At 49.0% G+C, this 14,728-nt stretch carries 13 protein-coding genes; 4 read left to right on the forward strand and 9 right to left on the reverse strand.

Translation table 11 applies throughout. The features are described 5' to 3' along the window. Window positions 1–264: 264 nt before the first annotated feature. The 6 genes from AC0T7J_RS10675 to AC0T7J_RS10700 form a co-directional block, all read right to left on the reverse strand. Window positions 265–807: a TetR/AcrR family transcriptional regulator gene (locus AC0T7J_RS10675; protein ID WP_473794022.1), complete on the reverse strand. Its 543-nt coding sequence runs from the start codon at window positions 805–807 to the stop codon at window positions 265–267. Next, window positions 807–2,888, reverse strand: a complete 2,082-nt coding sequence (locus AC0T7J_RS10680) for an FUSC family protein (protein ID WP_473794024.1) — start codon at window positions 2,886–2,888, stop codon at window positions 807–809. The genes AC0T7J_RS10675 and AC0T7J_RS10680 overlap by 1 nt, the downstream gene beginning before the upstream one ends. Beyond that, window positions 2,885–3,949 carry a multidrug transporter subunit MdtN gene (gene mdtN / locus AC0T7J_RS10685; protein ID WP_473794026.1) on the reverse strand — a complete coding sequence of 355 codons (1,065 nt, stop codon included), beginning with the start codon at window positions 3,947–3,949 and terminating at the stop codon, window positions 2,885–2,887. Before mdtN ends, AC0T7J_RS10680 begins: the two co-directional genes overlap by 4 nt. Next, a complete protein-coding gene (locus AC0T7J_RS10690) occupies window positions 3,849–4,058 on the reverse strand; it encodes a hypothetical protein (protein ID WP_473794609.1) in 210 nt (69 codons plus the stop codon). The genes mdtN and AC0T7J_RS10690 overlap by 101 nt, the downstream gene beginning before the upstream one ends. Next, the gene (locus AC0T7J_RS10695) at window positions 3,977–4,252 is read right to left on the reverse strand and encodes a YtcA family lipoprotein (protein WP_473794028.1); all 276 of its coding nucleotides are present in this window, start codon (window positions 4,250–4,252) and stop codon (window positions 3,977–3,979) included. The genes AC0T7J_RS10690 and AC0T7J_RS10695 overlap by 82 nt, the downstream gene beginning before the upstream one ends. Before the next feature lie 561 nt (window positions 4,253–4,813). Continuing rightward, the gene (locus tag AC0T7J_RS10700; protein WP_473794030.1) at window positions 4,814–5,323 is read right to left on the reverse strand and encodes a cytochrome b; all 510 of its coding nucleotides are present in this window, start codon (window positions 5,321–5,323) and stop codon (window positions 4,814–4,816) included. 1,140 nt (window positions 5,324–6,463) lie between these two features. Between AC0T7J_RS10700 and AC0T7J_RS10705 the strand changes: the two genes are divergently transcribed. Continuing rightward, window positions 6,464–6,673, forward strand: coding sequence for a DUF6434 domain-containing protein (locus tag AC0T7J_RS10705; protein WP_473794032.1), 210 nt, complete (start codon window positions 6,464–6,466; stop codon window positions 6,671–6,673). Between the two features lie 635 nt (window positions 6,674–7,308). Here the strand turns inward: AC0T7J_RS10705 and AC0T7J_RS10710 are convergent. Then, a complete protein-coding gene (locus AC0T7J_RS10710; protein ID WP_473794034.1) occupies window positions 7,309–8,226 on the reverse strand; it encodes a LysR family transcriptional regulator in 918 nt (305 codons plus the stop codon). A gap of 161 nt (window positions 8,227–8,387) precedes the next feature. Here AC0T7J_RS10710 and AC0T7J_RS10715 point away from each other — a divergent pair, with 161 nt between their 5' ends. Further along, window positions 8,388–9,068: a type 1 glutamine amidotransferase domain-containing protein gene (locus tag AC0T7J_RS10715; RefSeq protein WP_473794036.1), complete on the forward strand. Its 681-nt coding sequence runs from the start codon at window positions 8,388–8,390 to the stop codon at window positions 9,066–9,068. 1,245 nt (window positions 9,069–10,313) lie between these two features. On the opposite strand, the gene AC0T7J_RS10720 is transcribed toward AC0T7J_RS10715, so the two are convergent. Beyond that, a complete protein-coding gene (locus AC0T7J_RS10720; protein WP_473794037.1) occupies window positions 10,314–11,225 on the reverse strand; it encodes a LysR family transcriptional regulator in 912 nt (303 codons plus the stop codon). Window positions 11,226–11,385: 160 nt separating this feature from the next. Between AC0T7J_RS10720 and AC0T7J_RS10725 the strand changes: the two genes are divergently transcribed. After that, complete coding sequence (locus AC0T7J_RS10725; protein ID WP_473794581.1) at window positions 11,386–11,901, forward strand: SRPBCC family protein; 516 nt, start codon at window positions 11,386–11,388, stop codon at window positions 11,899–11,901. 862 nt (window positions 11,902–12,763) lie between these two features. Further along, on the forward strand, window positions 12,764–13,288 hold the full coding sequence (locus tag AC0T7J_RS10730; RefSeq protein ID WP_010246964.1) for a phenolic acid decarboxylase: 525 nt from the start codon (window positions 12,764–12,766) through the stop codon (window positions 13,286–13,288). Between the two features lie 19 nt (window positions 13,289–13,307). Here the strand turns inward: AC0T7J_RS10730 and clcA are convergent, their stop codons facing one another. After that, window positions 13,308–14,696 (reverse strand): H(+)/Cl(-) exchange transporter ClcA, encoded by a 1,389-nt coding sequence (gene clcA, locus AC0T7J_RS10735; protein WP_473794038.1) that lies wholly within the window; start codon window positions 14,694–14,696, stop codon window positions 13,308–13,310. Window positions 14,697–14,728: the final 32 nt, after the last annotated feature.

Raw genomic sequence — 14,728 nt, forward strand, 5'->3', positions numbered from 1 at the left:
TATTGCCGGTTATTTTCACAAGAAATAGCAATACAGCAAAAGGGGGCAGCCGATAAGTTCATCGGCTAAACTTTTCTGAGTATTAGATAATTAGTCATTAGCAGTAAAGTTCAGACTGCCGGTGAAGGCATGTTTGAATGAGATATATTATCTCTATTTTTACACTTATCCGTAAACAGCAGGCCCGAAAAGCAATCGATCTTCGGGCTTATTAACGAGTATGGCTTATTGAAAAGGTGCGCAGCATAATGACACGCTAACGCATCAATGCGAGTTCATAAATTCTATTACGCTCTGCAAGCCGTTGTTGTCATCTTTATGATACTGCAGGGAAAGAATTGATCCCCAGAACATTAACCGGTAAGGCATGATCGCTTCGGGCATCTCATCGAGAGAATCCACATTGAAAAATACCTGGAAACGTTGATCGAGTGACTTTTTGACTGACTCTTTCAAATTTTCATCAGCAAATGTTGCCTGCCATATTTCCATGATCAAAACCAGCGGGTTATGTACCGGCTGCTGCTGCATAAACTGGATTAACTCCAGAATACGTAACTTGCAGTCTGAGGTTTTGCTGGCAGGTATCTGCTCTAAAAGCCGTGGTATCAGTGCATTTAATAAGTCATACCTGCCCGAAGGGAAATGATATCTGAGCGCACCACGGGTGACACAGGCCTGTTCACAAATTTTATTCTCGCTGAAGGCAATATAACCTTCCTCTGCAATAATATTTTTTGCCGCGTCTAACAATCTCTTTTTGGTTTCATCCGCATTTCGGCGGATCATGTCCATCTTCATCAGCATCACACTCCTGATACATTTAATTTGTTGTCACCATGCCAGCCAGGAACAGAGCGACAGAGGTATACCAGCTCACGTGTCCTGAGCAGAAGCGGACTCTCTCTGACAGCGCCCGTTTCCGCGTCTATCTCCTGTATATCAGCAATAATCTGAACCCCCTGTGTGTCGATAGCCGGGGCACCACCCGGTTCGCACTGCAAACCCTCTGCATAGCGCTTCATCCCGACAGAAAGGGTTTGAAGTACACAACGGGCAAGCGTAACTGCGTGGTGCTGACTCGGGTCTGCGGCAGACCGCGCATACTCGGTTTCCAGCATCGAAATTGCAACGTGGATCTCACATAATTTACCCAGCAAGGTCTGACAGGCTAGCGTCAGTTCTTCATTATCATTACTGCGCCAGTTTGGCTCAAGCGCCACCTGGGCCAGTAATTTTTGTGTGGCATCCAGTTTCAACCAGCCTTCTGCTTGTGTGTGAGTTCTCGCTTTCAGCGGGCTCATTCTTGCAGCCATAAACTCAAACAAGCCAGCCAGGGAGTGACGCAGTGTCTTTCCCTCTGTTTCCGGCCAGATAAAAGTGTGTATAAGGGTCGAAACCGTGATGCCCAGTAAGATACCAATGAGTCTGTCCCGAATCTCTGACAGATCCGGTTGGGGAGAAAACGTTGCAAACATGGCCAGTGAGAACGCGAACAAAATCTGGACGCCCGCATAGCTGCTTCGCTCGGAACCTGCGGTTACCCAGCCGCTAAGGGCAATTGCAGGTATCACCATCAGCAACACGCCGGTCACTGAGTCGATATGAGGCAGAATAAATATCGTGCAGAATAACGCCAGCAGACTTCCGACTACGCATCCACCGATACGCAGCAGACTTTTCTGTACGGATGCGCCAAGTCCGGGAACGGCAACAATAATACAGGTGAGCATGCACGTATGAATCCCCGGCCACTGGACGCTGGTATAAAATACATAACAGAGCGCTACCGCGAATAATGTTTTGATTCCAAATTTAATATAGTCATATGAGAGTTCCGCTTTCGGCCGGGCAGTGCCGGTAAGCGTCTCACCTGACAGATGGCGTTCGCTTTCCCGTGCGTCCAGCAGGGACACGCTGCGCAGGGCACTGTACATTTCCTGAAGACAGGCGGGAAGAGACTCAAGTTGAGACTGATCCTGCTGTTCCGGGAAATAAGGGCACTGGTCACGCAGACACTGAAGGAAGGAACGGCATTCCGCGGCCAGTTTCAGGCAATGAATGGAGGCGGTGTCGCTTAATCCGGAATGCAGGCTGGCTAACTGACGTGAGGCAGAATAAAGGCGTTCAGCCGCCGATATTTCGGCAAGGTGCTTTTCCTTATTCGCGCGAAACTGCTGCGAGCGCATGATGCAGAACCTGAGACCGCTGTGTAAGGTCAGTGCGCTGGTCTGGATTTCTTCCAGCGCGACTGGTGCCATCGGTTTGCCTGCTGCTGCGGTTTCAAGCATCTGGCGGGTCGCACTCAGGATCCTGTCCATCTCCTGCTGTAATTGCCTGACCGGCTCTACTGGCAGGAGCAGCGTATTAACGATATGCGCCACAACAGTAGCATAACAGCCCGCCACCCAGGACCACAGACAGTTACGCAGCAGCAATTCGCCATCTGAAGTCAGGTCTACAAAGCTTTGAGCGTAGGTGATGGTGATAGCGACGGCAAAATAGAGAAATCCCCATTTTCTGGATGTCCGCATCAGATACAGCAGAATGAGCAGCGCAACAGAGACGCTGAGCAGACGCAGCAACGGGAGATCAATGGTGAATTTCAGGATAAGGATTGCCGCCCCCACCGCCGCTGTATTTACCAGCAGGAAGAGCGGAAATATCATCCGGGTTAATACAATGTTCTTCTGCGTTGCAAAAAATACCACCAACAGAGAATACGCGAGTTGCGGAACATCCAACGTCAGCGAAGTGACGATGACGATAACGGAAGAAAGCAGATACCTCAGCATGGCATTATAACGTCCGGGGAATGTCCTCAGTTCCTGCTGCAGAAAATGAAGCAGGGCACTGGTTTTCCCTTCAGTAATGGCTGGCGTTGTCATGCTGTAATACCTTTCTTTTCAGGACGCTGGCGGCCGGAATGCACCTTTACCACCGCAGAAGTGCCCATCCTGAAAAGCCGGCGGTCGGGACTGTTAATACGAATGCGTACCGGAAAGCGCTGGGCAACACGCACCCAGTTAATATTTCGGGCAACACTCGGTAAACCGCCCTGTAAGGATCCGCCATCGTCCGGATAAACTCCAAACCCAGTGGATTCGACAGTCCCGCTAAAATGTTTCCCGGTATCACTCATCAGGTAAACATCGACGCTGTCACCGCTGTGAATATTTTTAAGTTCAGACTCCCGGTAGTTTGCCACCACGTACCAGTTATTCGTGTCAATCAGGGTGAAAACAGCCTGTCCTGTGCTGACGTACTGGCCGCTGGTGGTTTTTAAAGAAGTGATACGCCCCTCAAACGGCGCCCTGATAACGGTATGTTCCAGATTAAATTCGGCCGTGGAGATATCTGCTTTAATCACTTCACGTTTCGCAATAAGTGCCGCTACGCTGCTGACTGCAGCATTGGCCTGTTCAGCTTGCAGTCGGACTGACTGTAACTGGGCCGCCGATGCTCGCTGCCGGGCTCGCGCCTGGTCCAGAGATTCCCCGGAAACGTAATTTTGCCCACGCAGCGCGTCCATCCGGCGCAGGGTAGCAGCATCCTGCTCAGCCGTAGCGCGGGCGGCATCAATCCGTTTTACCGCCGCCTGTGCATTGAACTGCTGTGCGCTGACGTCACGCTGAGTCAGGATGATTTGCTGTTCCAGTTGGGCAAGGTTGGCCTTTTGACGGATCAAAGCATCGTGATAAGGACGTGGATCTATTTCGAATAAAATTTCACCCTGACGAACAAGATTATTCTCTTTCACCGGCATTTTTATGATAACCCCGTTAACCTGCGGGGCGATGGTGATGGTATCCGCATAAACATAGGCATCATCTGTTCCGGGTGTCTCATTAAATAGCCAGATTAACCAGAATAATATTGCCAGCGTCAGCACTGACAGAAGCAGAATAAACGGCCTCTTGCCCGCGCCATTTTTTAACTGAATAGACATCTCTGTTCCATGGATAACAAAGTAAGATTAATAAAAAAACAGGATCCATAATCCCATTGTGAAGAGGGTGATCAGCAGCGGATAAGTCAGTATGTAAGGTGTAAGCCACGCATTTTTTCCGTACCTGGTCAGCGATGCGTAAATTGCCGCTGACAGCAGGCATCCTCCGGTAATGCAAAATAACCAGTCCGGAAAGTAAGCGCCTAATATATTGACTGAGGGTGAGTAGACCCTGCAGCCGTATAACTGAAAAATAATAACAGCAAGCAGAATTGTTCTGTATTTCATATATAAATTAGTCATTGAACTTTGACATAGCTTATAACAAACGCCTGATTACATACAACCCTGTATTTAGTGTGGTTATCGAGTCGTAAATTTAATTTTTACGCTTTCCTTCATTGACAGAAGGCGTCGTAAAGCGACTGACTGCTGAACTTACAGAATAAACATAGCGCTAAGATTTACTGTATCGGAAAGGGCGTTACGTGGTGTTTTCGTAGCAGGATTGTACGCGTCAGGATGTGAGATGAGTCCTCCTCCTGGATAACAACGTCATGCAAAAGAACCTCAATCGTGTCCACTGCTCCAGACTTTCGCCTGTTCTGACGAATGCCAGAGTGAGTCTGGAAAAAGTAATGGGGCCAGCACGGTCATAACGATTCCCGGAACCCCATACCTGGCATGCATTGCATATTTGACAGGAACAATCGGCTATAAAATTCAGTGCAACATGACATCACGTTCTCGTGTGAGGGACTGATCCCGCGCCTTACCTCTCAGCCAGTAGTGACACTCTGAAGGCGTAAGATTGAGGGGGCAATAAACACGGTAAAGTAAGTTGTCGTACTGGATTTAAACCGCTTACCAGCCCATGCGTTTTAATAGTGGCTTACCTTTTAGGTGATGTTTTACTACGGCAATAACATGCCCGACAACCAGCACTCCTAAAGTGATGCAGCAAAGAATATGCACGTGTTTAAAAAATCCCGTAACTCGGGTGTCATCAATGGGATGAGGTAACTCAAACAAGCCAAAGACGTTAATGGGTATATCCATCATCATCACACCAGTAATCAGGACAAAAGCAATGTTGCTGTAAAGCAGAATATGACCAGCCGCAGCGAGCTTTTCTTCTTTATGACTGAGCAAACTTTCACCGGGCTTACCATGGTGCCATGCAAACCAGAGCCTGAGTATAAAAAGCGGGATATAAATCGTTGTAAGGGAGACATTCACGGATCCAATCCAGCTTTTAAGCTGTATGTCGTGATTCAGCAATCCAATGTAGAAACCACTCAGCGTGGCCCAGATGATAATGACAGCGGAGACCCAGTGCAGCCATATCTGCGGTAACGAATAGCGGAGTAGCACAACGTTAATTCCTTATAACTATGTTAATTAAGTGTATCCATGACACTTTCAAAATACTGCCGTGGAAAAGTGGGCGCGAACTTTAAGCAATGAAAATAATGGCTGATATAAGATCATTCTCATAAATGTATCCTTGCCACTATTTTATATGCCAGAAAATAAGTAAACATCAGACTAAGTACCAGTTAATAGTAGAGTCAGGCGACTGATAAGTTACGACGCCTGAAATTAAATTCACTTTTATTAAGCTCATTCTCCGTAACAAACGCTGGATCGCTGAAAAGGGGGCAGGTTCCTTCTTGCCGTTAGGTAAAAACTGGAATTAATGAAGTCTGATAGATCTCAGCCAGTTCTTAAGAAAACCACCGCTTAAGCGGCTTCAGACTGCGCCGTCTCTCTTTACCCGAATAAACTAACCGTGCGCGTCTGGTTCCTGGCAGGGGACAAAGTGTTCAATTTAAGGGGCTGAGATGAAAATTAACGTCCGATTGACCATTAGTTTCAGGACCAAAAAACTTAATAGTCGTTAAGGCGCCATTTCATCATTTACCTAAAATTTTAGCACTGAGTGGGGACTAAATATTCAAGTTCCTTCCGGTATGGTGTGGCAGCAATATCAGAAGGTGTTTACTGAGCATCTGAAATAATTCGTTCAGGCCCGGAATAGCAGATACATGACTCCCGGATTACTGGCTTTTGGCTCGGTGTCTATCCTTCAGACATTAAACAGAGTGACACTAATACGCATCCTGCATGAGACTGTAAAGCTGCCTGATTCTCTTGCTGGCTTGAACAACAGCATGAAAGGCTACATTCAAATTTTTCATTTCGTTCTGGAATGAGTGATGCTGAGTCGTGTTCACGTTGGCGCATGAAATCTCAGTGCGTTAGTGACTTTCTATAACGCTCTGCTTACGAAGTCAGGCTATGAGTAGATGCCCCGGATCAGGCCACGGCTATTCAGATGGCGTTCTGTCACCCCCTGAGATTGCCGTCGCCATTACCCGGCTGACAGCCCGATCTTTGCTTAACGTGGGCAGATACCAGGCTCAGGTCTGCTTTGTGCCAAAAGCGGGCATTTCTAAGTCAGCGTGTTATGTTGGGACACTGCTATTAATCGTTCAAAACTGGAGTCAACAAGTGAACATTGACTGGCATAGTTCTTCATTAACACGTTCGACTACAGTGGATAAAGACTACAAAAACACACAAAACGTTCGCCATTTTATGGTCAATGAGTGTGGTCCAGATTTCCGGTTTAATCGCGAGTTTATGGCCTGGATACGCAATGACGTACCAAAAAATCTGGGTGATGTGGTAGATGAGTGGAAGCGCAGACATTCACTCTAAAGCAGTACTGTCCGGTCTTCGCCAATAGCAGATTTCAGCTAGTCTGATCCGCATACCATATAGTGTTCAGGTGTGATAGATAATGACGAGTAATGAAATAGCGAAGCCTGAACACCTTATTTAAGGGCATTTTAAAGCCCGGTGTTACCTGTATCGGCACGTTGATGCCGAACCCAGCCAATAAAATGTGCATCATAACGGTGGAAAGATTCTCACAGGTAGACCGTTCCCTGGCAGCTATATCGGGCGATATTTATGCAGTTCGCAGGCTATCCACAGACAGGCAAATTGTTCAGTTCGGAGTGATTACCCAAGACGGGAGAGAACAGACACGGAAAGGCTGAAGGGGATTGTGGAGCCTGGAAATGATACCGCAAAATCGTAGCGGTTTATGAAATGTTACGGCCCCAAATATAACCCAAAGGCTCAGACCTCAGATCTTTATTATTAAGAGCAATGCACATAATAAAAAATCAGCCACAAAAGTTGCCTGAAACCTTTTGTGGGGTGGCTTCCGACCGTTTCATTTCATATTTCTGAGTTATGAATTGGGAATATATTGGTCTCCGAAGGGAATAATGGCAACTGAGATGCTCATATCAATATCAACCATCAACATGACAATGGTGATCATACTAATTGTTTATCTGAGGATCAGACAGCGACTGGGCCGTCTCTGTAATCAACGTCCTGAACCAGCGATGGGCAGGATCGTCGCGATAGCGTGCATGCCAGCCCATTTCAACCGGAAAGGTGCCCAGGTCAACCGGCGCCGGAACGATTCTGAGTCGCTGATCGCGTGAAAGATGCTGACAGATCAAACGCGGCAGGGTAGCGCAGTAGTCCGTGACCGCAATCATTTCTGGCACGGCCAGAAAGTGTGTGACGGAGACTGCAACCTGACGACGCAGGCCCCGCTGTTCAAGCGCCTGATACAAACCGGCGCGCATACGGCCAGGCGGCAAAACGTTGACGTGCTTTAGCTGCTCATAGTGTTCTGCGCTCAGGTTTTCGCCCACCAGCGGATGATCGGCGCGTATCACGCAGGCCAGACCTTCATTCATCAGGTGCTGAACGACGAGATTGTCGGGCGGCTCCACGATACGACCCAGCACCATATCGGTATTACCTGAAATCACACCGGTTTCAGTGACGTCATTGCCAAAAGGAGTGAGGCGGAGTCGGATGCCGGGCGCACAGCTCCTCAGGCGGGCCACGATGGCCGGCATCATGATGAATTCTACATAGCTGTTAGGTGCGAGCGTGAAGAGACGGGTAGCGTGAAGCGGATCAAAGTCCTGCTGACCAAGAATAACCTTATCAATAGATGACAGTGCCGTACCAACCACCTGAGCCAGCAGTTCTGCTTTCGGTGTCGGGCGCATCCCGTAACGTTCGCGGATAAAGAGCGGATCGTTGAGCGTTTCACGCAGCCGGTTTAATGCATTAGAAAGCGCCGGCTGGGTTATGCCAAGCCGTTCAGCTGCGCGGGTCACGTTGCGCTCCTCCATCATGACCAGCAAAACGGGCAGTAAATTCAGATCGTATTTCATTAAGCTATAATGCTACGTGAATAACTGAAATTGAAGAAATAAATTTCATAAATATAAAGGGGTCGTTCATGATTAACGGGTCAACGCAGAAGATGGCGGCTCAGACGCTGGTTCTGACTATCCTTACACCTGAAACCGACTAACTGTTATATGGAGCGGAAATGAAAATTTTAATGGTTTTGACCTCGCATGATGAGTTGGGCACCACTGGCAAGAAGACCGGTTTCTGGCTGGAAGAACTTGCCGCACCTTACTATGCATTTCTTGATGCTGGCGCAGAGATTACCCTGGCTTCACCGAAGGGCGGACAGCCTCCACTCGATCCAAAAAGTGATGAACCCGATTCTCAGACTGATGAGACCCGCCGCTTCCATGCCGACTCTGCTGCTCAGGCAGTGCTGGCCTCGACCGTCAAGCTTGATACTGTTGATCAGGAAGCGTTTGATGCTGTTTTCTATCCGGGCGGCCATGGTCCTTTATGGGATCTGGCAAACGACAAACATTCCATTTCGCTGATTGAGCAAACCCTGCAGGCGGGCAAACCGGTTGCGCTGGTCTGTCATGCTCCAGGTGTCCTGCGTGATGTGAAAAATGCTGATGGCACGCCATTGGTCAAAGGGAAAAAAGTCACTGGCTTCACGAACAGTGAAGAAGAGGGCGTTGGGCTGACTGAGGTGGTGCCGTTCCTGGTTGAAGATGTGCTGAAACAGAGCGGGGGCGTCTACTCACGAGGCGATGACTGGCAGTCCTACACGGTTCAGGACGGTTTGCTGATTACCGGACAAAATCCAGGTTCATCAGCCGAGACCGCGAAGGTTTTACTGGCAAGTCTGGCGAAATAAAGCGCTGTACAGCATGCTGAGTTCTGAGGGTGCCTGCGGGCGCCTTTTTTATTGCTTCCGCACAGTGCCGGGGCAGATAGTGACCTGCTTAATTATTCAGGTTGAATAGATTAGGACTCGATTTTTCTTAACGTTGATAATTAATTTACGGGCGTTTTAAGAAAAAAATTATTGCCTGTACAATTCACTGCAAATATAAACATGTTTTTAAAACCAGTGTTGACATCGTTTTTTATATCCGTAAAGTAGGACTCATCAGCGGCGTGCAGTTGCCCTGATAAACCGGAAACAAAAGCGTTACGAGTAAAGTAAAAAGGTCCGACAAATTTGTGAGTTAAACTTGTCGGTGGTTCTGTTAAACATTGTTCTTTAAAACTGTTCGTTAGTTAAGATAACCCTGTTAAATGGAGTCGAAGTAAGTCTTTAAGAAGTATGTAGTATCGCGTCGCGATGATGTAAGGCCTCGTAGTTCTGAACGTTACGTTACGACAGGATACGATTGCGGTTTAAACGTCGTAATGAAAGTAAGGCAACGCATCAAAGAGTATATATCGCGATGGGGGTGTGCAGATTTATACGGGCCTGACCTGTCTTTGTCTCCTGAAGACTATCAGGTGGTTGAAACCGCTAATAATAGTGACATTTCAGTATCGTGATCATTATTATCCGCAGGATCTGTTCATAAACAGCAGTACCGAAGCAGTACCTTTCAATTAAGTTAGTTAATGGTAAACGTAAAATCTGTAGTACCTTAAAAGCCCTGGCTATCTCAGTCAGGGCTTTTATTATTTTATGGTTTCCGGCAGCTGTTTTTATAACGGTAATATTGTTGCATAACATTTCAAAAATCATTTCGGCAATCATTGCCTGAGAGCTCACGCACACTATCTTCTTCTGCTGTGATTTTTTTCAGTACGACACTCTTTTCCCGTATCCCCGGCATCGATGTTTACCAGCTATCGACATAAAAAGAAGATTTTGCCTTTTCGGCAACCAACAGGGCAGTACACCTGGCGTAAAATGACATGCAGTTAACCCAATTGCTAAACCTATATGATCGGATAAAAACCAGGCTTGAGAGTCGTCGCGCGGGGGTTAATCGGTACATTTAGCACCTGCTGGTTCAGCGCATAGCTGGTCATGCAGCTACAGAGTGATGTCGGGCAGGTTGCGATATAACGTCCCGTACTCTTATCTGCGGGTTAAGCAAAATCGTGAAACAGTGACAGCAATCCGTTATCCCTGTCAGCAAACCGCCGTTTCAGCCACCGACCCCAATCGCTTACGCAGCCACTGATGTGCTTTGTGATGATGGGTTCGGTCATGCCAGGCCATGATTTTGCTGAAGCCGGGGATGACCAGCGGTGGCGGCAACCTAACCAGACCCGCTGTGTCGAGTGCCAGTCGTTTAGGTACCACGCTTACCAAATCAGTGACGCGCAAAATTTCCGGTAGCACCAGAAAACTGCAAACGGATAGCGCTACGCGGCGGGTTCGGCCAATTGCAGCTAAAGCCTGGTCGGTCACGCCCTGAAAATTACCACCGGGCCACGACACCAGCGCATGATCCTGCGCACAGAAATCATCCAGCGACAGTGTCGGGCTGTCTGCCAGAGGGTGATTTTCACTCAGCAGACAAACATACTCTTCGTCGAACAATTGCCGCGTATGCAACGTCGGCGGCGTGGTTTCCGGCGTCAGCAACGCCACATCAACCTCCCCATGTTCAAATTGCCCTGACAGAGTTTCGCTATTCACGGGTACCACCGCGACACGTATATCTGGCGCTTCACATCGTAAATGCGCGATAAATGGCACAATCACAGCACTAAGCGCATAGTCCGTTGCAGCAACGTGTAATGTCATCTGCGACAGGGCCGGATCAAACTGTTGCGGCTGAAGCAATTCGCCCACCTCTGCCAGAATCGCCTTAACCGGCCCGGCCAGTTCCAGCGCCCGCAGCGTCGGCACGATGCCGCGTTGAGCCCGGATAAACAGCGGATCATCAAAACTTTCACGCAGCCGCGTCAACATGCCGCTTACAGCAGGCTGCGTCAGGCAAAGACGTTCAGCCGCTCGCGTCACGCTGCGTTCATCCAACAACACATCCAGCGTTTTTAATAAATTCAGGTCAACATTATGCAGATAATTGTTCATCTTTCCCCTGCGGCACGCGGTTAAGTTTTGATATTAATTCAAATAATATCACAGATAAATTATAGCGATTGGCGTTATATGATGAGGGATCAGATACTGCGTTTCCCGTGGCACTGATTACCGGTGCAACCGTTATAAAGCAGGAAAACATAGAATGAAAATGAACGCGATTTACTGGCCAGAAGGGTTTACCCCGGGTATGACTGACAACTTCTGCTCAAACGAGGTGATAGTTTCCGACCTGACCTCAGAAGCCGTCTGGCCGTTGCTGGCGTCACCCGCTCGCTGGCCTGAATATTACGCCAATTCAGCTAACGCACAGTTCTATGACAATAAGGGGCCAGCACTGGAGCAGGACGTACGTTTCTGCTTTGAGACTTTTGGCTTCCGGGTTGAGGCAAAGGTGACGGAATGTGTTCCGCCAGTCAATGGCGAAGCGGCACGTCTCGCCTGGCACGGCTGGTCAGGTGAAGCAGGGGCTGCCGATCGACTCGATGTCCTTCATGCCTGGTTGATAGAAACGCTGCCAGGAAACCGGCTGCGCATCCTGACGCAGGAGACGCAAAATGGAAATCCGGCGAAAGAACTGGCGCTCACCAAACCTAATCCGATGATTAATGGGCATCAGGAGTGGCTGGATGGACTGGTCGCTGCGGCCAGGTCGGCTAAATTCTGACTGGTGAAGAGGATGACAATTTCCGGCCGGCGCGTTATCGGCGCGTCGGTTGTCTGTTCCGGCAGGGTTTAACGATAACGTCAGACTCAGATAGCGTCACCTCCTTTTGCGTGTAATATCAGCGATTGTATGCGCTGTTTTATGCCTGACAGAATTGATAATAATAAAAGGTTTGGCCTGTCAGGGTCTGAGACGCTTTTTCTGCATTGACGACGTGTAACTTTATTTTTCTGATGATTAAGAGCTTCATTGGTGTCGGGCTAACAGACATTCTGGCACCTGATGAATTACTGAGCATGAATCGTGCGCACTGAGGTCAAATCATATCCCACTATGCCAGCAAGAAAAATGCATTCTCGTTTGAAGTTATTTTAAAATCAACCTTCGCTTGTAGATATTAACTTATTGAAATAAATCAATTTAAATAAACCATCAGGCCATTATTCTGCACTTCTTCATTTTACAGAGAATAAAGAAGGCGTCACCAGGAGTTGAATCGCTGAAAGGCACAAGAAATTACCCTTTATGCTACTGATCTATAAGGATAATGGAGGGTGTTAAGATAACGGACAATCTGCTCTGTAGAGTATTTAATCATAGGTAAGCATCCCCTTTCAGATTCCTGCATTCTCCGGTATACAGCGACTTATATATTAATTTATGGCTTTTCTGAAGCCCGTTATCAGAATAATGATGAAACTGATTTTTTAAGGGTTTATATTACCTGTCACAAAGCATTTCCGTTTTAAGATGGTAAAAAAATCAATCTGCGTCATAGTCAATATTCAATGATTCTTTGCGCTGTCACTCGTTATAAAATTCATCCGCGCATATCACACGCGCTATTTCAACAGAGGTTTACATGTCTGCAGAATCTCCAGAGAATATTTCCAGCGATCTTTCTCAGTTCGTCGGTACGCATTTTGTCTATACCTATGATAATGGCTGGAAATATGAGTGGTATGCTCGCAACGAAACCACCTGTGACTACCGCATTCATCAGGGACTGGTAGGTGGCCGCTGGGTGACCAACCAGAAAATGCACGCGATTCAGTTCGCCCCGGGCATTTACAAAGTAGACTGGCATGAACCCACCGGCACCTGCGTCAGCCTGCTGTTTGATCTGAATCGCACCCTGGTTCACGGCACAATTTTCTTCCCGCAGTGGATTGCCGGTGAAGGTCAGCATCCGGAAAAAACTATCTGTTATCAGAATGACTTCATTGAAGATATGCATCGCTTCCGCGATGAAGGCCCGGCCTATCCGTATGTGATCATTCCAGAGTTTGCTAAAGTGACCTATATGAAGAATGAAGGACCTGATAACGATGAAGTCATTAATCAGGCACCTGGACAGATGCCTGCTGACTATTTTGATGGTAAGTAACTGAGCCGGCTAGCCGCCCCTAAGGGCGGGTAGCTTCTGCCTGACGCGCCAGCGTGCGGGCCAGGATTGAGGAGTAGAGTGGTTTCCCCCCCAGAAACTGCGCCAGCAGCGTAGCGCCCAGACAGGTAATAATCATCGGCAATATCAGCTGATAGTTATCGGTCATCTCCAGCACCAGCACGATACCGGTCAGCGGTGCTCTTACCGACGCCGCAAACAGTGCTCCCATCCCCGCGATAGCAAAAGTGCCCGCTTCCAGATGATAAAACGGGAACAGGTCCGTCATTGCCACGCCAAAGGCTGTTCCGAGCAGCGTACCCAGCGCCAGCATCGGCGCAAAAATACCGCCCGGCGCACCTGAGCCAAAACAGAGCAGAGTCGTCACCAGCCTGACCAGAAAGATGATCAGCAGCAGGGTGAACGGAAAGACGCCATGGACCGCCTGTGGAATCAGTTCTGAACCGCCGCCTGCGCCAGGTGCAAACAGCAGAGCCAGAATACCGCATCCGCCGCCCAGCAATGCACCGGCCAGCACCACGCGTGCCGTTTTACCGGCATAAAAGCGGGCAAAAAGATCCTGCGTGATAAATATCAGGCGGTTAAACAGGACGCCGACCATACCGATTATCATACCGAGCACCAGATAGAGCCACAGCGTCTGCACGGGCGCATCAGCCAGCTTGCCGACGGAGATCACCGCCTGTTCGCCGTTGAAACAGCGAAACACGATGCTGGCCATAATCACACCGGTAAACACGGCTTTAATTGAAATCAGGTTATAGCGGAATTGCGGACGCATCTCCTCGATGATAAACAGGATGCCTGCCAGCGGCGCATTAAACGCCGCCGCCAGACCGGCCGCCGCGCCGGTTGCCAGCAGCGTATGACGTGCCTCATTGCTGCGCATCCCCAGAATATCAATGACCATGCGGCCAATGTTCCCGCCCAGCTGCACTGTCGGGCCTTCCCGGCCCAGCACCATACCGGCACCCAGCGTGCCCATGCCGCCAAAGAACTTCACCGGAATCACCCGCCACCAGCGCACAGGCCTCAGCTCTTCCAGCGCCCCTTCAATTTCAGGGATACCGGAGCCACCCGCTTCGGGAGCAAAGCGCCTGACGAGAAAATAGCCCACCATCGCCAGCAGAGCCGAGATGGCAAAAGCAACGGCGTAGAGCATCCAGCCCTGAAACTGCGCTGGCGTCAGCGTGTCAGTGCGCCACTGCTGTATTGCTTCAACGGCCCGGGCAAAGGCCACACCTGCCAGGCCAACCAGCGTACCGACCAGCGCGGCACAGAACAGCATCGCCAGCGGTGTTTTATCACGATAGAGCAGGGCGCGAAACATCCGGCTGCGCGCCGCGATGGAGCGGGGAACATAAACCGGCTGCGGTGATTCTTCATTCATTGAGAGGCATTCTTGTTCAATCAGACCAGCGC

This window comes from Pantoea sp. E956-1 (assembly GCF_982223955.1).